Source organism: Streptomyces sp. NPDC001135, from assembly GCF_053598395.1.
The window spans coordinates 473,978-494,777 of the sequence record NZ_JBSFKD010000002.1; the positions used below are offsets into that span (position 1 = coordinate 473,978).

General features: G+C 71.7%; 14 protein-coding genes and 1 pseudogene. 7 read left to right on the forward strand and 8 right to left on the reverse strand.

Going from position 1 to position 20,800, the window contains the following annotated elements; genetic code table 11:
* The first annotated feature begins 4 nt into the window (after positions 1-4).
* Complete coding sequence (locus ACWC94_RS05165; RefSeq protein WP_450794994.1) at positions 5-601, forward strand: TetR family transcriptional regulator; 597 nt, start codon at positions 5-7, stop codon at positions 599-601.
* On the opposite strand, the gene ACWC94_RS05170 is transcribed toward ACWC94_RS05165, so the two are convergent.
* The 3 genes from ACWC94_RS05170 to ACWC94_RS05180 all read right to left on the reverse strand — a co-directional run bounded on the left by ACWC94_RS05170 (position 582) and on the right by ACWC94_RS05180 (position 2,850).
* Positions 582-992, reverse strand: coding sequence for a hypothetical protein (locus ACWC94_RS05170; RefSeq protein ID WP_450794996.1), 411 nt, complete (start codon positions 990-992; stop codon positions 582-584). The genes ACWC94_RS05165 and ACWC94_RS05170 overlap by 20 nt on opposite strands.
* Before the next feature lie 111 nt (positions 993-1,103).
* Positions 1,104-1,328: a hypothetical protein gene (locus tag ACWC94_RS05175; RefSeq protein WP_450794997.1), complete on the reverse strand. Its 225-nt coding sequence runs from the start codon at positions 1,326-1,328 to the stop codon at positions 1,104-1,106.
* A gap of 94 nt (positions 1,329-1,422) precedes the next feature.
* Positions 1,423-2,850, reverse strand: a complete 1,428-nt coding sequence (locus tag ACWC94_RS05180) for an MFS transporter (protein WP_450794998.1) — start codon at positions 2,848-2,850, stop codon at positions 1,423-1,425.
* Positions 2,851-3,225: 375 nt separating this feature from the next.
* On the opposite strand from ACWC94_RS05180, the gene ACWC94_RS05185 reads away from it, so the two are divergent.
* On the forward strand, positions 3,226-4,116 hold the full coding sequence (locus ACWC94_RS05185) for a helix-turn-helix transcriptional regulator (RefSeq protein ID WP_450794999.1): 891 nt from the start codon (positions 3,226-3,228) through the stop codon (positions 4,114-4,116).
* A gap of 146 nt (positions 4,117-4,262) precedes the next feature.
* Here the strand turns inward: ACWC94_RS05185 and ACWC94_RS05190 are convergent, their stop codons facing one another.
* Positions 4,263-5,705, reverse strand: a complete 1,443-nt coding sequence (locus ACWC94_RS05190; RefSeq protein ID WP_450795000.1) for an MFS transporter — start codon at positions 5,703-5,705, stop codon at positions 4,263-4,265.
* 96 nt (positions 5,706-5,801) lie between these two features.
* The gene (locus ACWC94_RS05195) at positions 5,802-7,220 is read right to left on the reverse strand and encodes an MFS transporter (protein ID WP_450795031.1); all 1,419 of its coding nucleotides are present in this window, start codon (positions 7,218-7,220) and stop codon (positions 5,802-5,804) included.
* Positions 7,221-7,327: 107 nt separating this feature from the next.
* Between ACWC94_RS05195 and ACWC94_RS05200 the strand changes: the two genes are divergently transcribed.
* Together ACWC94_RS05200 and dusB are read left to right on the forward strand one after the other, a co-directional pair.
* Positions 7,328-8,203: a helix-turn-helix transcriptional regulator gene (locus tag ACWC94_RS05200; protein ID WP_450795001.1), complete on the forward strand. Its 876-nt coding sequence runs from the start codon at positions 7,328-7,330 to the stop codon at positions 8,201-8,203.
* Positions 8,204-8,255: 52 nt separating this feature from the next.
* The gene (gene dusB, locus ACWC94_RS05205; RefSeq protein WP_450795002.1) at positions 8,256-9,386 is read left to right on the forward strand and encodes a tRNA dihydrouridine synthase DusB; all 1,131 of its coding nucleotides are present in this window, start codon (positions 8,256-8,258) and stop codon (positions 9,384-9,386) included.
* On the opposite strand, the gene ACWC94_RS05210 is transcribed toward dusB, so the two are convergent.
* The 3 genes from ACWC94_RS05210 to ACWC94_RS05220 all read right to left on the reverse strand — a co-directional run bounded on the left by ACWC94_RS05210 (position 9,387) and on the right by ACWC94_RS05220 (position 15,012).
* Positions 9,387-11,174 carry a CDP-alcohol phosphatidyltransferase gene (locus tag ACWC94_RS05210; RefSeq protein ID WP_450795003.1) on the reverse strand — a complete coding sequence of 596 codons (1,788 nt, stop codon included), beginning with the start codon at positions 11,172-11,174 and terminating at the stop codon, positions 9,387-9,389.
* A gap of 245 nt (positions 11,175-11,419) precedes the next feature.
* Positions 11,420-13,357, reverse strand: a complete 1,938-nt coding sequence (locus ACWC94_RS05215) for an amylo-alpha-1,6-glucosidase (RefSeq protein ID WP_450795004.1) — start codon at positions 13,355-13,357, stop codon at positions 11,420-11,422.
* Positions 13,354-15,012 (reverse strand): MGH1-like glycoside hydrolase domain-containing protein, encoded by a 1,659-nt coding sequence (locus tag ACWC94_RS05220; protein ID WP_450795005.1) that lies wholly within the window; start codon positions 15,010-15,012, stop codon positions 13,354-13,356. The genes ACWC94_RS05215 and ACWC94_RS05220 overlap by 4 nt, the downstream gene beginning before the upstream one ends.
* Positions 15,013-15,143: 131 nt before the next feature.
* Here ACWC94_RS05220 and ACWC94_RS05225 point away from each other — a divergent pair, with 131 nt between their 5' ends.
* From ACWC94_RS05225 to ACWC94_RS05235, 3 genes and pseudogenes are all read left to right on the forward strand, one after another.
* Positions 15,144-16,364: an ROK family protein gene (locus ACWC94_RS05225; protein ID WP_450795006.1), complete on the forward strand. Its 1,221-nt coding sequence runs from the start codon at positions 15,144-15,146 to the stop codon at positions 16,362-16,364.
* A 407-nt stretch (positions 16,365-16,771) separates the two neighbouring features.
* Complete coding sequence (gene ppdK, locus ACWC94_RS05230; RefSeq protein ID WP_450795007.1) at positions 16,772-19,492, forward strand: pyruvate, phosphate dikinase; 2,721 nt, start codon at positions 16,772-16,774, stop codon at positions 19,490-19,492.
* A 166-nt stretch (positions 19,493-19,658) separates the two neighbouring features.
* A pseudogene (locus tag ACWC94_RS05235) lies at positions 19,659-19,775 on the forward strand (transposase); the annotation flags it as partial.
* Positions 19,776-20,800: the final 1,025 nt, after the last annotated feature.

Below are 20,800 nucleotides of genomic sequence, written 5' to 3' on the forward strand. Positions count from 1 at the left end.
GGGCATGGCACCGACCAGCGAGACCCTGACCGCCGAGCGCATCCTCGAAGCGACCGAGGAGGTGCTGCGCCGCCACGGCCCGGCCAAGGCGACGGTGGTCGACGTGGCCCGCGCCCTCGGCGTCAGCCACGGCAGCGTCTACCGGCACTTCCGGACCAAGGCGGCGCTGCGCGAGGCGGTCACCAAGCGGTGGCTGGACCGGACGGCCGAGAAACTGGCCGTCATCGTCGCCGCGGACGGCGCTCCCGAGGAGCGGCTGCGGGCCTGGCTCGCGGCCCTGTTCGAGGCCAAGCGGCACAAGGCGGGCGACGACCCCGAACTCTTCGCCACCTACACGGTGCTGACCGACGAGAACGGCGCGGCGGTCGGCGAGCACATCGCCGACCTGACCGCGCAGCTGACCCGGATCATCGCGGCAGGGGCCGGGTCGGGCGCCTTCCCGGTGCCCGACCCGGCCGCCGCGGCGCGGGCCGTCTTCCAGGCCACCGGCCGTTTCCACGACCCCTGTTACGCCCGGGAGTGGACCGCTCCCGGCGTCGACGAGGAGTTCACGGCCGTCGTGGACCTGCTGATACGGGGGCTCAGCTCACCGTCACGCTGACGGTGGGCGAGTGGACCGTTCCGGACATGGTCGCGCTGGAGACCCGCACCTTCTCCGTGCCCGGGGTGTTGAGTGTGGTGGTCAGGGAGTATGAGCTGCCGCTCTTGACCTTGGTGGTCGCCTTCATCGGGATCCACTTGCCGGACTTCTCGTGCTGGAGCACCAGCGGGGAACCGACCTTGAGGCCGGTGGTGTTGCCGGAGAACGTCACCGAGTCACCGGCCTTCACCGAGGTCTTGTCGGCCGTGATGGTGATCGTGGCCTTCGCGGGGCTGACGACGGGCTTGCTTCCGGCGGCGAAGGCTCCGGACGTTCCGCCGGAGAGCAGTGCCACGGAGAGTGCACCGGCGCCGAGCGCGCGGCCGTAGCGGTGGCGGAGTACCGAGGTCATGTTCGTCTCCTGTCGCTCGATGAACCTTTCCCAGGCTGAACCGACTTGGCGAAAGCGGCCACTCGAGCGGGTAAGAGCGCAGGTCAAACAGGGTTCCGGGATCCGGCGCCGCTACCTCGACGGCTGCCGGGCCGCCGCCGGATCGACCGTCGCCTGATGGGCCTCGGCCAGATGCTCCTCCGCCTTCAGCCAGGGCAGGAACTGGGCGCCCTTGCGCCAGCCGCAGGTGTCGCACCTGATCGTGCGCTGCACCCCCGTGCGCTGGACCCGCACGACGTGCTCCCGGCCGTGCTGGTCCCAACGACTCACCTTGCTGGTGCTGTTGGTCTGCGGCATGTCCCCTCCCCGGTCCCGGCACACAGGAGTGTGCGGCAAGAGCGGCATCGGCGGGGAGGGCTTCACCCGGGCTTGTCCAAGCCGTGGCCTCGGCTCAACCGACCTCACGGGGCAGGCGCAGGCTGAGCAGGCCGGTCAGCACGATCCCGGCCAGCTGCACCAGCAGCGTGCTGACCAGCGCGTCCCGCATGCCCAGGCTCGCCGAGAGAGTGAGGAACAGGGTGCCGAGGGTGGCCACACCGAGGGCGAGCGCGGACTGCTGGGTGGTGACCATCACACCGCTGCCGACACCGGCCCGGGCCGGCGGCACCTCCGACATCACCAGCCGCATCACGTTGGGCAGTTGGAGTGCCTGTCCGGCGCCGGCCACGGCCGCGCCCGGCAGCAGCGAGCCGATGTCCAGACGCGGCCAGTCCCGCCAGGCGGCCAGCACGATCAGCAGCACGCCCACGCCCTGCACGACGGAGCCGGCGGTGACGACCCGGCTGCCGTAGCGGCCGACCAGCCGGGGTCCGGCCAGGGAGACGCACAGGAACGCCACGGCCATCGGTGCGAGGGCCAGTCCGGCCGGCACCGGTCCGAGCCGGGCGCCCTGCTGCAGCGCCAGCGCGATCACGAACATGAACCCGCTGAAGCCGATGGAGAACGGCACCATCAGCACCAGGCCGCGCCGCAGCGAGGCCAGCGCCAGCAGGCTCGGCGGCACCAGCGGGGTCCGGCCGGCCCGGTCGGCCCGCCGCTCCACGGCCCAGAACGCGCCGGCGGCGAACGGGAACGCGGCCAGCGACAGCCACGTCCACAGCGGCCAGCCCGCGGCCCGGCCCTCGGTGAGCGGGGCGAGCAGCGTCAGCAGGGACACCGCGAGCAGGAGGGTGCCGGGACCGTCGACGGGTTCCGGGTGCTGCGAGCGGGTCTCCGGTACGACGCGCACGGCGAGGACGAGACCGAGCACGACCACGGGCACGTTGACGAGGAACACCGACCGCCAGCCGGTTCCGGCGACATCGGCGGCGACGAGCACCCCGCCGAGTATCTGCCCCGCGACCATGGACAGCCCGGCCGTGGCGCCGTACAGGCTCATGGCCTTCGCGCGGCGTGCGCCGTGCGTGGTGGCCTGGATGGTGGCGAGCACCTGCGGCAGCATCGCGGCGGCCGAGGCGCCCTGCGCGACCCGTGCCGCGACCAGGCTCCAGGCGTCGGGGGCCAGCCCGCAGGCCAGCGAGGTCAGCCCGAACGCGGCCATACCGCCGAGGAACAGCCGGCGCCGCCCGAACAGGTCCCCGAGCCGCCCGCCGAGCACCAGCAGCACGGCGTAGGCGACCCCGTACCCGGCCACGACCAGCTCCAGCACGGCCTCGCCCGCGGCGAGATCGGCGCCGATGGCCGGCAGGGCGACGTTGACGATGAAGAAGTCGACCAGCGGCAGTGCCGCGGCCAGCAGAACGGTGAACAGCCCGAGCCCGCCGAGTGCGGGCGGTGCGGCCGTCGCGGGAACGGTCCGGATGGTGACGGTTTCACTCATGACCACGAGCCTGCGCCACCGCCCAGACGGGTACCAGAGTGTTCTGATCCTGGTAGAAGAACTACCCGGCAACAGGATGAGGGGAAGGTGGGGCCGGGCGCCGTGGTGGGCTCAGCGGGACCGCCCCGGCCTTCGCCGGATCCGGGCGAAGGGCAGGAAGCCCGCCCCAGCACCCCCATCCCTCCGACGAGCCCCCACTGCGGGTGGGACGTGACGCCGTGCCGGACTCATCGGCCACCGACGGCTCTTCCACGAGAGCCGAACCGGCCGTTCGAAAACGGGCGAGGACACCTCGGCCAGACGGGTACCGGAGCGTCCTCATCCTGGTGGCAGAACCACCTGGCAACAGGATGGGGATGCGGGCACCCTGGAGCCATGACGACGACGGCCACGGCCCGGGAGACCACCGCACAGCCGACCCGGGGCTCGGAGATCCGGAGGCACGAGCTGGGCGCGTTCCTGCGCAGCCGCCGCGAGCGCATCGCCCCCGAGCAGGTGGGCCTGCCGCGCGGCGCCCGGCGCCGCACCCCCGGCCTGCGCCGGGAGGAGGTCGCGCACCTCTCCGCGGTCGGCGTCACCTGGTACACCTGGCTCGAACAGGCCCGTGACATCCAGGTCTCGGTGCAGGTCCTGGACGCCCTGGCCCGCACCCTGATGCTGGACGCCAGCGAGCGCGCCCACCTCTTCCAGCTGGCCGGCGCCACCGATCCGACCCCTGCCGCGAGCTGCCCGAGCGTCACGCCGGCGCTGCGCGGGATGCTGCGGCAGCTGGAGCCGATCCCGGCCTGCATCCAGAACAGCCGGTACGACATCCTCGCCTACAACCGCACCTACGGCCGCCTCCTGTGCGACCTGGACGCGCTGCCGGCACAGGACCGCAACTGCATGCTCCTCGTGTACACGAACAAGGAGTGGCAGGCGTCGGTCGTGCACCTGGAGGAGACCCAGCGCCTGATGGCCGCCCGGCTGCGCGCGTCCCTGGCCGGTCATCTCGGCGAGCCGGCCTGGAAGATGCTGCTGAAGCGGCTGGAGGAGTCCCCGAAGTTCCGCGCGAACTGGGAGCGTTACGAGGTGATGGGCGTCCGCTCCAAGACCAAGGAGTTCCTCAACTCCCATGTCGGTCACCTCAAGCTGGAACACACGGACCTGTGGCTGGGCCCCGAACTGGGCGCCCGGATGGTGACGTACTCCCCGGCCGACGAGGAGTCCCGCGAGCGGCTGGAAAGGCTGCACGACATCGCCCTCGGCGCCGCGGCCACGGTCTGAGGGGCAGAGGGTTTCCGGACGGTCGGGCGGCGGCCCGTCCTCGGTCCGAGGACGGGCGCCGGTCGTCACCGACCGCTGACACCGCCTGCCCGGCAGGGGGGTGAGTGCCGGCACATGCCCGTGGGGGCGACCCGCCGCCAGGCGTGTCAGGGCGCGCCGACCGGCTGGCGGATCTCCGTCGACTCCAGCTTCTCTGCTGTGCGCTCCGCGGTGCGGTGGGCCCAGTGGCCGCTGGTGAGGAGGCCGAGGAGGAGGACGGCCAGGCCGCAGGCGGTGAGGATCCACCAGCCGGGGCGGGCCGCCGACACGAACGCGGACTTGTCCGAGGACGTGCCGATGCCGGAGGCCAGGACCGCGCCGATCACCGCGACGCCGAGGGTCTGGCCCAGCTGCCGGCTGGTGGAGGCGACCGCGGCGGCGACCCCGGCCTGGGCGCGCGGCATGCCGGAGACGGCCGTGTTGGTGATCGGGGCGTTCACGAAGCCGAAGCCGACGCCGAAGAGGACGTAGCCGACGAGGAGGGCGGTGTGGGACGTCTCCGCCTCGAAGGCCGCGAAGAGGACGCCGCTCGCCGTCATCGCCGTACCGGCCACCAGGAGGGGCAGGCGCGGGCCGCGGCTGCCCACCAGGCGGCCGGACAGGGGTGCGCACAGGAACGTCGGCGCGGCCATCGGCAGCATCCACAGGCCCGCGTGCAGGGCGTTCAGGCCGCGGACGTTCTGCAGGTAGAGCGTGGACAGGAACAGGAAGCCGCCCAGCGCCGCGAACGCGCTGACCGCGATCACCGTGGCGCCGCTGAACGGAGCCGAGCGGAAGAAGCGCAGGTCGATGAGGGGTTCGGAGCGCCGGGGCTCGTACCGGAGGAGGCCCGCGAGGGCCACGAAGGCGATCGCCATGTACGGGGCCACCGCGGTCGTGCCGGAGTCCGGGGCCGCGATGATCGCGTACGTCAGCGAGCCGAACAGGGCGATGACCAGCAGCTGGCCGACCGGATCGGGGCGGCGGGCCTTCGGTGCGCGGGACTCCGGGACGTAGCGGAGGGTGAGGAGGAGGGCGGCGAGACCGACCGGGAGGTTGATCCAGAAGATCGCGCGCCAGCTCACCGACTGGACGAGGAGGCCGCCCACCAGCGGGCCCGCCGCCATCGAGATGCCGACCACCGCGCCCCACGCGCCGATCGCGCGGGCGCGCTCACGGGCGTCGGTGAAGGTGTTGGTGATGATCGACATGGCGACCGGGTTGAGCATCGAGCCGCCGATCGCCTGCACCATGCGGAACACCACCAGCAGGGTCAGGCTCGGCGCGAGCGAACACAGCAGTGAGCCGACGGAGAAGACCACCAGACCGGCCATGAACACCCGCTTGCGGCCGACACGGTCGGCCGTCGAGCCCGCGAGCATCAGGAGCGAGGCGAGCACCAGCGTGTAGGCGTCGAGGGTCCACTGCAGGCCGGAGGTGGTGGCGTGCAGATCGCGCTGCATGGAGGGCAGCGCCACGTTCAGCACGGTGTTGTCCAGGCTCACGATCAGCAGGCTCATACAGCAGATCGCGAGCACCAGCAGACGGCGAGGGTGGGTCAACTCGGGCATGGCTTCGATCGTACGCCCATATCGATAGTGCGTCTAACTAATAGCGTGCCTAATTAATGTCCACTACACGATCATCGCGGTGGCTCCTGCCGGCGGCTATCCCAGTACCCGGGGCAGCCGCAGGCCAAGCCACCCCAGCCCCAGCAAACCCGCCGCCTGCACCGCCAGCACCACCGCCAGCGCCTGACGCATGCCGAGACCGGGCACGAGGGACAGGAACAGCGAACCGAGCGTCGCCACCCCGACCGCCAGACACGACTGCTGCAACGTGGCCGCGAGCCCACTGCCCGCACCCGCCAGCCGCGCCGGGATCGCCGCCAGCAGGATCCGGTAGTACAGCGGCAGCTGCAGCCCCTGGCCGAGCCCGCACAGCACCAGGCCGGGGGAGAGCGCGAGCGGGCTCAGCCGGGGCCAGGGGCCCAGGAGCACGGTCGCCGTCACCGCCACCAGGCCCACGACGTGCACCGCCGCGGCCAGTGTCACCGTCCGCCCGCCGAACCGCCGTGCGGCATGCGGCGCCAGCATCGACGCGGCGAACTGCGCCACCCCCATCGGCACCAGCGTCAGCCCCGCCCGCAGGGCCCCGTAACCCAGGCCCTGCTGCAGGGTCACCGCGCTCACGAACATCCAGCCGGCGAAGCCGACGAACACCGGCAGCCCCAGCAGCAGGCCCCGGCGGACCTCCGGGGCGGTGAGCAGGGACGGCGGCAGCAAAGGGCTGGCGCCGGCCCGCTCGCCGCGCCGCTCCACGCCGTAGAACCCCGCCGCGAGCAGCGGCGCCGCGCACAGCAGCAGCACCGACCACAGCGGCCAGCCCGCCGCCCGGCCCTCGGTCAGCGGCAGCAGCAGCGCGATCAGCGCGGCCGCCAGCAGCGCCGTACCGGCGAGGTCACCGCGCGCGGGCCGCTCGGCCCGGCTGTCCGGTACCGACCGCAGGGCACAGACCAGGGCGGCGGCGGCCACCGGCACGTTCACCAGGAACACCGCACGCCAGCCGGTGCCCGCCGGATCCGCGGCGACCAGCACCCCGCCCAGCACCTGCCCGAGCACGACGGACACCCCGCCGACCGAGCCGTACAGGGCGACCGCCCGGACCCGCCGCTCACCGGACGTCGTCGCGTGGATGGTGGCCAGCACCTGCGGCAGCAGCGCCGCCGACGCGGCGCCCTGCGCGGCCCGCGCCGCCACCAGCCACCAGGCGCCCGGCGCGAGTCCGCAGGCCAGCGACGTCAGCCCGAAGGCGGTCACGCCCCACAGGAACAGCCGCCGCCGGCCGTAGGTGTCGCCGAGCCGGCCACCGAGGACCAGCAGCACGGCGTACGCCACCGCGTACCCGGCCACCACCATCTCCAGCGTGGCCGGCGGGGCGTGCAGATCATGCTCGATCGTCGGCAGGGCGACGTTGACGATGAAGAAGTCGATCATCGGCAGCGCGGTCCCGAGAAGGAGGGTGAGGAGGCCGAGGGCAGTGAGGCCGCGGGGCGGGGCTGCCGTCCGGGAAGAGGTCGTCGTCATGGTCACGCCCCGACTCTCCGGCAGCTCCCAGCCGGGTACCAGGCGGTGGTCATCCAGGTACCGGCACCAACTGGAATCCGGGTACGACGGGACGGCACCCTTGGTGCATGACCATCGCAGCGCCGGAACACCGCACCGAGCAGCCCAGGGCGCAGCACATCCGGCGCCGGGAACTGGCCGCCTTCCTGCGCAGCCGCCGCGAGCGCGTCACCCCGGAGCAGGTCGGCCTGCCGCGCGGCCCGCGCCGGCGCACCCCCGGCCTGCGCCGCGAGGAGGTCGCCCAGCTCTCCGCCGTCGGCGTCACCTGGTACACGTGGATCGAGCAGGCCCGCGCCACCCATGTCTCCGCGCAGGTACTGGACGCCGTCGCCCGCGCCCTGCTCATGGACCCCGCCGAGCGCGCCCACCTCTTCGCCCTCGCCGGGACCGCGGACCCGCGCGTCGACCCCGAGTGCCCGGTCGTCTCCGCAACCGCGCGAAAGGTCGTCGAACGGCTCGCGCCCTACCCCGCCTCCCTGCAGAACGCCCGCTACGACGTCCTCGCCGCCAACCGCCCCTTCGCCCAGCTCTTCGGCGACCTCACCGAGCTGCCCGTGGCCGACCGGAACTGCCTGTGGCTGCTGACCACCAGCGAGCGCTGGAAGCGGGACTTCCTCGACCGGGACGAGATGCTGCGCGACCTGATCGCCAAGTACCGGACGGCCATGGCCGAGCACGTCGCCGAGCCCGTGTGGAAGGAGCACCGGGACCGGCTGCTGGCGGCCTCCGAGGAGTTCCGCGCGCTGTGGGAACGGCACGAGGTCGCGCCGCTGTCCCCGCACGTCAAGCGGTACCGGCACCCGGTGGTCGGCCTGGTCCGCCTGGAGCACCGCACCATGTGGCTGGCCCCGCAGTCACCGGCCCACCGGGTGGTCGCGTACATCCCCGCCGACGAGGAGACCGAGCAGCGGCTGGAGCGGCTGGCGGAGCTGGCGGACGGGTGAGGGACAATGGGGGCTCGCCCCTGTGCCGTACGTCCGTCCCGGAGCCCTGACGATGACCCACCCGCTCTCCATCGGCCCGCACGCCGTGACGCCGCCCGTCGTGCTCGCACCCATGGCGGGGATCACCAACGCGCCCTTCCGGACCCTGTGCCGGGAGTTCAGCGGCGGCAAGGGCCTGTTCGTGAGCGAGATGATCACGACCCGGGCTCTGGTCGAGCGCAACGAGAAGACCATGCAGCTGATCAGGTTCGACGCCAGCGAGCAGCCGCGCTCGATCCAGCTGTACGGCGTCGACCCGGCGACCGTCGGCAAGGCCGTCCGCATGATCGCGGAGGAGGACCTCGCCGACCACATCGACCTGAACTTCGGCTGCCCGGTCCCGAAGGTCACCAGGAAGGGTGGCGGGTCGGCCCTCCCGTACAAGCGGAACCTGCTGCGGGCGATCCTGCGCGAGGCCGTCTCCGGCGCCGGTGACCTGCCCGTGACGATGAAGATGCGCAAGGGCATCGACGACGATCACATCACCTACCTCGACGCCGGCCGCATCGCCGTCGAGGAGGGCGTCACCGCGATCGCGCTGCACGGCCGTACGGCCGCCCAGCACTACGGCGGCACCGCCGACTGGGAGGCCATCGCCCGGCTGAAGGAGCACGTCCCGGAGATCCCGGTGCTCGGCAACGGCGACATCTGGTCGGCCGGGGACGCCCTGCGGATGGTCCGCGAGACCGGGTGCGACGGGGTGGTCGTCGGGCGCGGGTGCCTGGGCCGGCCGTGGCTGTTCGCGGACCTCGTGGCGGCCTTCGAGGGGCGCACGTCCTTCGCCCGCCCGGCCCTGCGCGAGGTGGCCGACGTCATGGTCCGGCACGCCACCCTCCTCGGCGAGTGGACCGGCGACGAGTCCAAGGGTGTCGTCGACTTCCGCAAGCACGTGGCCTGGTACCTGAAGGGCTTCGCGGTCGGCTCGGAGATGCGCAAGCGGCTCGCGGTCACCTCCTCGCTGGCCCAGCTGCGGGCGGGGCTGGACGAGCTGGACCTCGACCAGCCGTGGCCGGCCGGCGCGGACGGGCCCCGCGGCCGTACGTCCGGCAACAACCGGGTGGTGCTGCCGGACGGCTGGCTGAAGGACCCGTACGACTGCGCGGGCGTGAGCGAGGACGCGGAACTGGACACCTCCGGCGGCTGATCAGCCCTTCTTCGGGTGCGGGGTCGAGCCGTAGGCCGTCAGGAAGCGGTCGCGGAACGCGCTCATCCTCCAGACCGGGGCGTCGTGGGCCGGGCGCAGACCGTCCGTCCACCCCCACCCGGCGATCCTGTCCAGCACCTTCGGGTCCTTGGCGACGATCGAGACCGGCACGTCACGGCTGGCGTGGTTGCCGCTGACCCGGGCGATCGGCTGGTGGTCGCCGAGGAAGACCAGGACGGTGTCCTTGGAGCCGTAGCGCTCCAGCCACTGGGTCAGCGCGGTCACCGAGTACTGGATCGTCTTGCCGTACTCCTGGCGGGACTTGGTGGTGTCGGCGATGACGTCGGCCGGCTTGTTGCCCGCCGCCTGGATGCCCTTGAAGATCGAGCCGTCGCCCAGCTGGTCCCAGCCGACCATCTTCGGGATCGGCGCCCACGGCTGATGGCTGGAGGTGAGGATCAGCAGGGACATGCGCGCCTTGCCGTCGGCGGGCTTCTTGCTGTGCACCCGGTCCTGGTACTGCTGCAGCGCGTACTGGTCGGGCATGGTGGACCAGCTGAACTTCGGTCCCTTGTAGCCGAGTTCGAAGGCGTTGTAGACCTTGTCGAGGCCGTACCACTTCTGCTCCGGCCACGCCTTCTGCACACCCGGCATGACCCCGACCGTGTCGAACGCGCCGGTCTTCTTGAACGCCTCGGTGAGGCTGAGGTGGTCGCTGGCCATGACCGTGCGGTAGCGCTGCTGGTTGCTGATCCACAGGCCGGACATGGTCGTGGAGTGACCGAGCCAGCTGCTGCCGCCGTAGGTCGCCGAGGTCAGCCAGCCGCTCTTGGCGTGGAACCCGGCCTTGGCCAGCGCCTTGGTACGGGCGTCGAGCGTGCTGTCCACACCGGGCGCCATGATCGGGTCCTCGACCGCGCTGCGGCCGTAGCTCTCGATGAACGTGAAGACCATGTCCTTGCCGCGCAGAGCCGGGACCAGCTGGCTGCCCGGGGTGTTGCCGAAGGCGTCGACCTTGGCCACCTTCCGGAACTCCGCCTCGTCCCTGAGGGTGTCGGAGATGCGCCGGGCCTGGGTCTTCAGCGCCGCCGCGGTGGTGTCGGAGGCGATCGGCACGCCGGAGATCTGCAGGCCGAGCGAGGTGCAGGTGATCCAGACGACACCGGCGATCAACGTGCCCCGGGTCGCGACACCGGCGTGCCGGGCGAGCAGGTTGCTCAGCCGGACCATGGACAGCGCCAGCAGCACGCACAGCAGCAGGACCGCCGCGATCACACCGGCCACGGCGGCGACGGTGGTCGTACGGCCGAGGGAGTCCTCCAGATACGACTCCGCGTCACCGAACAGGCTCCAGTCGAGGATCACGTTGAAGGGGCGGCCGAGGTACTGGTTGAAGCCCATGTCGAGGGCGTTCAGCACGGTCATCGCGGCCAGCGCCACCCCGGACACGGCGGCCAGCACCACCCGTGGCCGGCGCGGCAGCGCGAGCATCACCGCCGCGCCGATGACGGCTTCGGCCGGTATGCGGAAGAACTTCCCGGGCCCCAGCCGCACCACCGAGTCCGGCATCACGAGCGCGGCGACGACGAGAGCGGCGGCGAGCACGGTGATCGTGACGGACAGGGCTCGGGTGGCTGCGGGATGCGTGCCGCGCCAGCGCCGGACGTGCGCCGACAGCACGGTCCAGGGGCGCTGGGAGGGGCGGGGAGTGGGCGCGACAACGTCGGCGGAGGCGTCGTCTTCCGGCGCATCGGCTTCCAGCTGGCGCGTGCTCGTGTCCTGAGACACCCGAGGGTCCTTCCGTACGACACCGTGACGCCACTCCGTACGGCCACCCCGCAACCCCTGTTCAGGGCCCTGAGCAAACACCGGGCAAATACAGGGCCCTGAAGGGGCGCGGGGCGGTGCCGGCATGCGGCTCCGCCGCGTGGGCGCGAGCAACCACACACGACCCGCGGCGACCCACCCGCACGAGCCGCGACGGCGCTAGGTGTATTGATCACCAGCGTTAACAACGCTCGTGATCAATACACCTAGACCCCGCCCACCGCCGTCAGCAGAGCGAGCGGCGCCGCAGCCGACCGGGATTCCCGCACACACGCATGCGGATAGGGCACCGGCTCCGGATGCGTGTCCCGCCCGTACCCGGCCAGCACCTCCGGCAACCGGTACCCCGCCACCACGGCCGCGTCCACCAGCGCATGCGCCACCGTCCGGGCCTCGTCGTGCAACCCGTACCGCGCGAGCCCCAACGTGATCAGGGCGTTGTCATGGGGCCACACAGAACCCCGGTGGTAGGACAGCGGGTGGTACGCCGCCTGCCCCGCGGCCAGCGTCCGCACCCCCCACCCGGAGAAGAAGTCCGGCTCCAGCAGCCGCCGGCCCACCACCTCGCCGTACTCCTTGTCCAGCAGCCCGGACCACAGCAGGTGCCCGGCGTCGGAGGCCAGCGCGTCGATCTGGTGGCCCTCCCCGTCCAGTGCGAGCGCCGGGAAGGAGTGCTCCTCCATCCAGAAGTCCCGCTGGAAGCGGTCCCGGAGATCGGCCGCCGCCTGCTCCAGCAGGGCCGCGTACGTCTCGTCGCCCCACGCCGTGCGCGCCAGCCACGCCGTGCGGCGCAGCGCGTCGTAGGCGTAGCCCTGCGCGCCCGCCGCCATCACCGCGCCGGTGGGCCGGGTGCCGTCGGCGCAGCAGATCGCGCCGGGGGAGTCCTTCCAGTTCTGGTTGGCGAGGCCGCCCTCGTCGGCGCGGTAGACGAGGTAGCCGCGCGAGGTCAGGCCGCCGTGGTCGAGCATCCAGCCGACGGCGGCCCGGGCGTGGGGCTCCAGGCGGCGGGCCGGTCCGGTGTCCCCGGTCTGTTCGACGTACGCACCCAGCAGGACCAGGAACAGCGGGGTCGCGTCGACCGAGCCGTAGTACCGCCGGAACGGCACCTGCCCGAAGTGCGCCAGCTCGCCGTGCCGTACCTCGTGGACGATCTTGCCGGGCTGGGCGACCGGGGACATACCGGTACCGGTCGCCTGGGTCGCGGCGAGCGCGGGCAGCGTGGCGGCGGCCAGTTCCGGGCGGTACGGCAGCGCGAACAGGGAGGTGAGCAGGGCGTCCCGGCCGAGGAGGGTGAGGAACCAGGGGGCGCCGCCGGACGGGACGCGCAGTTCCTCGCCGTCCGGTCCGGTCGCCGGTACCTGGAGCGCGGCCAGGTCGGCGAGGCCCCGCGCGCAGGCCTCCGCCAGTTCCGGCCAGCCGGTGGGGAAGGCCACACCCTCCATGAACTCCCCTTCCGCACCGAGGAGTTGATCGTTCACGGACGCGGGGTCGCGGGGCACGCGCAGGGCGCGTTTCTCGCCGTGCGGGCGGGCGATGACGCGCAGCACCAGCTCGGCCGTGCCGTGCGGCTCGAGGTCGAGGGCCCACACCAGGCGGCGGGCGCCGGTACCGGTCTCCTCCACGGCGTCGGGGGCGGGGTCGGCCGTGATGGTCGTACAGGACCGCCATTCGGCGCGACGGTAGGTGAACTCGATGCCGTCGTCGAGGACCTCACGGGAGCGTACGGCGCCCGCCTTGGCGTAGGTGCGGTGGTCGGAGCGCAGCTCGAACTGGTCGGTGAAGTCGGCGTCGGCGGTGATGGCGAGGCGGACCGTCGTCGGCACCGGGCGGTTGCTGGTCACCCGGAGCGATTCGACGAAGGAGCTGTCGCCCACGGCCTGGTGGCGGAAGAGCGTGTGCGCGGGGGGTTCCTGCCGGCCGCCGCGCGGGACCAGCACACAGCGGGCCGCGTCGCCGTCGGCGACCGGGGTGAGCACCTCGGGCACGGCGCCGTCGACGGTGAGCTGCCAGCGGCTGAGGTGCCGGGCGTCCCGTACGAACAAGCCGTCCGGGGAGCCGCCGCCCCGGACCCCGCTGATGTCGCCCCGGTCGCCCACGGCGGCGAACGTCGCCCCGCGCACGAGCAGATGATGCCGGTCCGTCATCCCCGGTCGCCTCCTTCGTCTTTTCTGTCGAACGTGCCGGTGGCCGGCTTGGACACGCCCTCGCGGGCGCCCTTGAGAAGCTCTTGGTGCAGCTCGTGTTGCAGGTCGAGGGCGAGCGCGGCGGTCCAGCCGAAGCCGGTCGCGCCGCAGGCCTCGCCGGTGCGGGGGTCGACATACTCCGCGAAACCGGTGGCTTCGGCGAGGTGCAGCACGGCCGCGCGCAGCGCGTCGGCCCGCTCCCGCTCGCCGTGCACGCGCAGCCCCCGCTCCAGCAGCCAGCTCGTGTTGAACCAGGCCGGGCCGCGCCAGTACCGGTGCGGGTCGAAGGCCTCGCCGAGGAGGTCGTAGCTGGGGACGAGCCGGGTGCGCTCGCCGAGCCCGAAATGGGGCCCGCACAGGGTGCGGACGAGCGTGGTGGCGATCTCGCGCGGCAGACCGGGGAGGAGGAGCGGCACCAGGCCGGAGACACTCCGCTCGCGGATCAGGCCGAAGGCGCCGTGCGCGCGGGCCTGCCCGGGGCCGGGTGCCTGCGGGGCCGGTCCGGGGCCGTGCGTTTGCGGGGCCGGTCCGGGGCTGTGTGTTCGTGGGGTCGGTCCGGGGTCGTGTGCTCGCCGGGCCGGTGCGGGGCCCTCGCCCGGTCCGTCTCCCGCGTCGCCGCGATCGCCGCCGCCGCGGACCGGGCTCCCACCGTGCGGTGCGGCCCGCAGGTCCCGGCACAGGAACATGCCCGCCGCCGGGTCCCACAGCCGCTCCACCAGCGCCGCCGTCAGCCGTTCGGCGCGCGCGTGCCGGGCGGTGCCCGACGCGCCCAGTTCCTCGGCGATCCGGGCCAGCGCGTGTTCGGAGGCGATGAGCAGGGCGTTGAAGGCGGGGTCCTCGACCGTGAACTCCCCGCCGCCGTCGGCGTACCCCCCGTCCCGGTAGTCGGCGGCCAGCCGCACATAGCGCCCGTAGTCCAGATCCGTCGGCCGGTCCTCGGGCGCGCCGTGGTCGAGGTCGGCGCGCCGGAAGGAGCGGGCCGGGGCGGGCGTGATCCGGGCGAGCGGGGCGTCCCAGCACGGGCTGTTGTCCATGCCCTGCTCCCACGGGTGGACGACCGACACCAGCCCCGCGCCTCCCAGGTCCCTCCGGTGCAGCAGATAGCGGTGCCAGGCGGCCAGGTGCGGGTGGACCCGGGCCAGGAAGCCGCGCGAGCGGGACAGACCGGGGTCGGCGCGGTGCACCAGCCAGGCCGCCAGCGCGTGCACCGGTGGCTGCACGATGCCCGACGTCTGTACGGTGCGCGGGGCGCCGGCCGTGCGGCCCGCGGTGACGGAGCGCCAGAAGTCGGGGCTGGGGAAGTAGGCGTCGAGCGGTACGGAGGGGTTGAACACGATGTGCGGGACGCGCCCGTCGGCCCACTGGGCGGCCAGCAGCGTCTCCAGCTCCGTCTGGGCCCGCAGGGGTGAGAGGTGCCGGAGTCCGATCGCGATGAACGCGCTGTCCCAGGACCACTGGTGCGGATACAGGTTCCGGGAGGGGACCGTGGAGCGGCCCGTCCAGTTCGCGTCGAGCACCCGGGCCGCTGCGACGCGCAGCGACGTGCCGGGGGCCGGGGGGTCGTATGCGTTCTCGTACTCCGTGGGACGGGCGGTGAGCTGCGTGCTGCGATCCACTCGGGGCTCCCCGAAGACGAAGACACCCGGCCGGCCCGGCCGGGTTCGGTGGCAACGACCGTAGAGTTACGTCTATTTAACACGCAAAACTCACTATGTAATGCAGGCTTGGGAAACACAAGGGGGTGCGCATGACCGGACGTCCGGGAAGGACCGTCAGAGCCGGCGGCCAGGCCGGCGCGGGAGAGCTGCTCGAACTCGTCCGCAGCGGACGGGCCGTGACACGCGGCGCCCTCCAGCAGGCGACCGGACTCTCCCGTGCGACCGTCGGCCAGCGCCTGGACCGGCTGTTCCGGGCCGGCTGGCTGCGCGAGGGCGCCGGCGGCCCGGTCGACTCGCCGCTCGGCGGCCGCCCCTCCATCACCCTGGAGTTCGACGGCTCCCATGCCGTCGTCCTCGCCGGCGACCTGGACACCCGGCACGCCCGCGTGGCCGTCCTCACACTGACCGGCGAGATCCTCGCCGAGCACTCGGGGACCCTGGTCGTCGAGGACGGACCGGAGGCCGTGCTCGGCGAACTCGGCCACTGGTTCGGTGAGTTGCTGGAGAAGGCGGGCCGCGCGGCGGCGGACGTCTGCGGCATCGGACTCGCCGTGACCGGCCCGGTGGACAGCGCGACCGGCCGGGTGGTGCAGCCGCCGATGATGCCGGGCTGGGACGGCTACGACATACGGGGCCGCCTCTCCCGCGCCTTCACCGAGCACACCGGCGCCGGCCCGCTCCCCGTCCTGGTGGACAACGACGCCAACCTGATGGCCTACGGCGAACAGCGCGCCGGACATCCGGGCTGCGCGGCCTTCGTGCTGGTCAAGGTGTCCACGGGCATCGGCGCCGGGGTGGTGGTGGACGGCGCGATCTACCGGGGGATCGACGGCGGCGCGGGCGACATCGGGCACATCCGGGTCGGCACGGACGCGCTGTGCCGCTGCGGTTCGTACGGCTGTCTCGCCGCCGTCGCGAGCGGGGGCGCCGTGGCCCGGAGGCTGGCGGAGAGCGGGGTGCCGGCCGCCTCCGGCGCGGACGTACGGGACCTGCTGGCCGCCGGGCATCCGGGGGCGGCGGCGCTGGCCCGGGAGGCGGGCCGGCAGGTGGGGGACGTCCTGGCCACCGTCGTCACCCTGCTCAACCCGGGCGTGCTGATGATCGCGGGCGACCTGGCCGGCACCCCGTTCCTCACCGGTGTGCGCGAGTTGCTCTACCAGCGGGCGCTGCCGCGCTCCACGGCCCACCTGGACGTCGTCACCTCCCGGCTGGGGGAGCGGGCCGCGCTCATCGGAGCGGGGGCGCTGGTCGTGGAACACCTCTACGCGCCGGAGCGGGCCGAGGAGCGGCTGCTGGCGCTGGGCGTGTGACGTCGGTGTTCTCCTCCCGTTCCCGCGTCCGCATGGTGAAATCCGGCGCGCTGTGGCAGCGTGATTCTCGCCACCCTTGATAAGGGTTGCGCTCAGATGAGCGGATCTTGAGCGGCTGCACTTCTCCAAGGGGTGGCACTCGGTGCCACCCCGTGATCGTTCATCGATCGAAATCAGACGTGTCGAGGGGTGCTCATATGAGCGGAAAACCCGTCCCTGGGGAGGTGTATGCGTTCAAGAAGTGAAAACATGCGCCTGTCTTGGCTTGCCAAGCTTTGACTTTCGATCCGCTGGCGGACGAGTGGTTACAGGCGCATGACGCGCAAGTGGACGTACCCATGCGCCTTCGATCTGGGTATGTTCCTGGCCGTCAGGGCAGCCACCGTGGCCTCAAGGAGTCGAGACCCGTGTCGGAAAACAAAGAACCCCACGTAGTGAAGTTCGTTTACGACTTCACCGAGGGCAACAAGGACCTCAAGGACCTCCTCGGCGGCAAGGGCGCCAACCTCGCCGAGATGACCAACCTCGGTCTTCCGGTCCCTCCCGGCTTCACCATCACCACCGAGGCCTGCAAGGTCTACCTGGAGAGCGGTGCGGAGCCCGCGGCACTGCGTGACGAGGTGAGTGCGCACCTCGACGCCCTCGAGTCCCGCATGGGCAAGAAGCTCGGCCAGGCCGACAACCCCCTGCTGGTCTCCGTCCGCTCGGGTGCCAAGTTCTCCATGCCCGGCATGATGGACACGGTCCTGAACATCGGCCTCTCCGACAAGTCGGTGCAGGGCCTGGCCAAGCAGGCCGGCGACGACCGCTTCGCCTGGGACTCCTACCGCCGCCTGATCCAGATGTTCGGCAAGACCGTCCTCGGCGTCGACGGCGAGCTGTTCGAGGAGGCCCTCGACGCGGCCAAGGCGGCCAAGAAGGTCACCGTCGACACGGACCTCGAAGCGGCCGACCTGAAGAAGCTGGTCACCAAGTTCAAGAAGATCGTCAAGACGGAAGCCGGCCGGGACTTCCCGCAGGACCCGCGCGAGCAGATGGACCTCGCCATCAAGGCGGTCTTCGACTCGTGGAACGGCGACCGCGCCAAGCTCTACCGCCGCCAGGAGCGCATCCCGCACGACCTCGGTACGGCCGTCAACGTCTGCTCGATGGTCTTCGGCAACCTGGGCCCGGACTCCGGCACCGGCGTGGCCTTCACCCGTGACCCCGCCTCCGGCCACCAGGGCGTCTACGGCGACTACCTGCAGAACGCCCAGGGCGAGGACGTGGTCGCGGGCATCCGCAACACCGTCCCCCTCGCGGAGCTGGAGTCGATCGACAAGAAGTCGTACGACCAGCTCATGCAGATCATGGAGACCCTGGAGAACCACTACAAGGATCTCTGCGACATCGAGTTCACCATCGAGCGCGGTCAGCTGTGGATGCTCCAGACCCGCGTCGGCAAGCGCACCGCGGGCGCGGCCTTCCGCATCGCGACCCAGCTGGTCGACCAGGGCCTGATCGACGAGACGGAGGCGCTCCAGCGCGTCACCGGCGCCCAGCTGGCCCAGCTGATGTTCCCGCGCTTCGACGAGCAGGCGAAGGTCGAGAAGGTCGCGCGCGGCATCGCCGCCTCTCCTGGCGCCGCGGTGGGCAGGGCGGTCTTCGACTCCTACACGGCCGTGAAGTGGTCCCGCTCGGGCGAGAAGGTCATCCTGGTCCGCCGCGAGACGAACCCGGACGACCTGGACGGCATGATCGCGGCGGAGGGCATCCTCACCTCGCGCGGCGGCAAGACGTCCCACGCGGCCGTGGTCGCGCGCGGCATGGGCAAGACCTGTGTGTGCGGCGCGGAGGAGCTGGAGGTCGACACCAAGCGCCGCAGGATGACGGTCCCCGGCGGCCACGTCGTCGAGGAAGGCGACGTGATCTCGATCGACGGCTCGTCGGGCAAGGTCTACCTGGGCGAGGTCCCGGTGGTCCCGTCCCCCGTGGTGGAGTACTTCGAGGGCCGGATGCACCCCGGCGCCGACGACGCGGACGAGCTGGTCGAGGCCGTCCACCGCATGATGGCCTTCGCCGACCGCAAGCGCCGCCTGCGGGTGCGCGCCAACGCCGACAACGCCGAGGACGCCCTGCGCGCCCGCCGCTTCGGCGCCCAGGGCATCGGCCTGTGCCGCACGGAGCACATGTTCCTCGGCGACCGCCGTGAGCTGGTCGAGCGCCTGATCCTGGCGGACACGGAGGGGGAGCGCGAGGAGTCCCTGAAGGCGTTGCTGCCGCTCCAGAAGAAGGACTTCGTGGAGCTCTTCGAGGCGATGGACGGCCTTCCCGTCACCATCCGCCTCCTCGACCCCCCGCTGCACGAGTTCCTCCCCGACATCACGGAACTCTCGGTCCGCGTGGCCCTGGCCGAGTCCCGCCAGGAGCCGCACGAGAACGAGCTGCGCCTGCTCCAGGCCGTGCACCGCCTGCACGAGCAGAACCCGATGCTGGGTCTGCGCGGCGTGCGCCTGGGCCTGGTCATCCCCGGCCTGTTCACGATGCAGGTCCGCGCGATCGCCGAGGCGGCGGCGTCCCGCAAGTCGGCGAAGGGCGACCCGCGCGCGGAGATCATGATCCCGCTCGTCGGCACGGTCCAGGAGCTGGAGATCGTCCGCGAGGAGGCCGACAAGGTCGTCGCGGAGGTGGAGGCGGCGACGGGTACGTCGCTGAAGCTGGCGATCGGCACGATGATCGAACTCCCGCGGGCGGCCCTGACGGCCGGCCAGATCGCCGAGGCGGCGGAGTTCTTCTCCTTCGGCACGAACGACCTGACGCAGACGGTGTGGGGCTTCAGCCGGGACGACGTGGAGGCGTCCTTCTTCACCGCGTACCTCGAAAAGGGCATCTTCGGAGTCTCCCCCTTCGAGACGATCGACAAGGACGGCGTCGGCTCCCTGGTGAAGTCGGCGGCGGAGGCGGGCCGGCGCACCCGTCCCGACCTGAAGCTCGGCGTCTGCGGCGAGCACGGCGGTGACCCCGAGTCCGTCCACTTCTTCCACGAGGTCGGCCTGGACTACGTCTCCTGCTCCCCGTTCCGCATCCCGGTCGCCCGCCTGGAGGCGGGCCGCGCGGCGACGAACTCGGCGGGCAGCGACCACCGCTAGGCCCTCCGGGCTCCCGGACCCCGGAGCCGCCGCTGGTCCCCGACCCTCACCGATCGGCAGCGGCTCCGGCGCACGAAAGAGAGGCGGCACCCTGTGCGGGGGTGCCGCCTCTCTGCGCATCATCTGCGGAGACTGCCAAGCTATGTCGCTGACCAGGCGAAATGGATATGTTCACGGCGTCTCCGCTCGCAGCGTGGACGACCTGGTCAGGGCCTTGGGAGCGGACAGCGGGATGTCCAAGAGTGAGGTCTCCCGGCTCTGCGCCGCCCTGGACGCCGAACTCGCCGCCGGTGGGTGGCTGAGCGAGACACACGCGTGCCAGCTCGTTCGTCGCACGGCATCGCCGTGGCTGACGTTCTGTGGCTGGCGCATCAAGCAGGGGATTCGCCGGCCTCACTCAGACTTCATCAGCGGAACCAACCCTCACGCTGCACCGCCATCGCTGTCCGCGCGTGCCTCCAGGAGCGCAGAGAGCCGGTTAGTGACGGCCGGCCAGCCCGTAAGCCGCACCCTCCGCCCCCCTCGTTCGTGGACGCGACGGCCCGCACGGCGGACAGCTCCAAGCCCGCGCCCATGAGCGCGCGGTTCAGCCGGTCGGCAGCCTCACGCGCCTCACGCCAGCCTCACGCGCCTCACGCCAGCCGGAGATGTAGTCCACCCCGGACACCCAGAGACCGGAGCCTGCCCCCCGGCAGATCGAGACCATTACTCAGCCAGCCCTCACGATGGTGGATGCGTCGACCCATCAGGCGCGCGTGTGCTTCGCTGCACTCTCACGGACCTCAGCCACGGCGCCGTTGCCGTCAACGAGAGCAAGCGTGGCCACAGTGCGGGACTCCCGTAGTGGACACGCCCTAGCCACAACCTTCTGATCCGTAGCTATATGCGCATCGATCGATGAGGGCTATGCAGGTCAAACTGCGGCCCTACAAAGATGCAGTCGAACGAGGGCGGTTACTGCGGTTGCTGTACTTCGCTGCTGTACCGCCCGCGACTTCGCCATCCGCGTCAATCACGGCGTGCGGACGACGTCGGACAAACAGCCGTAAATCCTGCGCTGTTCGAATCCCTGGGGTCATCACTGACCACTGGCGTCCAGCGTACTGACGTAACCATTCAGCGCCCTCTTGACAAGTCAGCGTGCCACCCGCCAAGCATTCGCCACCGCGCCCGTTTAAGGGAGCGAACCACCGTTTTGCGTGATCAACGAAGGTAACAAATAGGAAATAATCAACCAGGAGCTATTACCGGAACTGGTCATTCCGACCTCAATTCTCCCTCAATTCGGTTGCGGGGGACATCTTATAT

Bases quoted from the DNA above. Each gene is read 5' to 3' on its own strand.
- ACWC94_RS05165 (WP_450794994.1), top strand. From the start codon at position 5: ATGGCACCGACCAGCGAGACCCTGACCGCCGAGCGCATCCTCGAAGCG.
- ACWC94_RS05170 (WP_450794996.1), bottom strand. From the start codon at position 992: ATGACCTCGGTACTCCGCCACCGCTACGGCCGCGCGCTCGGCGCCGGT.
- ACWC94_RS05175 (WP_450794997.1), bottom strand. From the start codon at position 1,328: ATGCCGCAGACCAACAGCACCAGCAAGGTGAGTCGTTGGGACCAGCAC.
- ACWC94_RS05180 (WP_450794998.1), bottom strand. From the start codon at position 2,850: ATGAGTGAAACCGTCACCATCCGGACCGTTCCCGCGACGGCCGCACCG.
- ACWC94_RS05185 (WP_450794999.1), top strand. From the start codon at position 3,226: ATGACGACGACGGCCACGGCCCGGGAGACCACCGCACAGCCGACCCGG.
- ACWC94_RS05190 (WP_450795000.1), bottom strand. From the start codon at position 5,705: ATGCCCGAGTTGACCCACCCTCGCCGTCTGCTGGTGCTCGCGATCTGC.
- ACWC94_RS05195 (WP_450795031.1), bottom strand. From the start codon at position 7,220: ATGACGACGACCTCTTCCCGGACGGCAGCCCCGCCCCGCGGCCTCACT.
- ACWC94_RS05200 (WP_450795001.1), top strand. From the start codon at position 7,328: ATGACCATCGCAGCGCCGGAACACCGCACCGAGCAGCCCAGGGCGCAG.
- dusB (WP_450795002.1), top strand. From the start codon at position 8,256: ATGACCCACCCGCTCTCCATCGGCCCGCACGCCGTGACGCCGCCCGTC.
- ACWC94_RS05215 (WP_450795004.1), bottom strand. From the start codon at position 13,357: ATGACGGACCGGCATCATCTGCTCGTGCGCGGGGCGACGTTCGCCGCC.
- ACWC94_RS05225 (WP_450795006.1), top strand. From the start codon at position 15,144: ATGACCGGACGTCCGGGAAGGACCGTCAGAGCCGGCGGCCAGGCCGGC.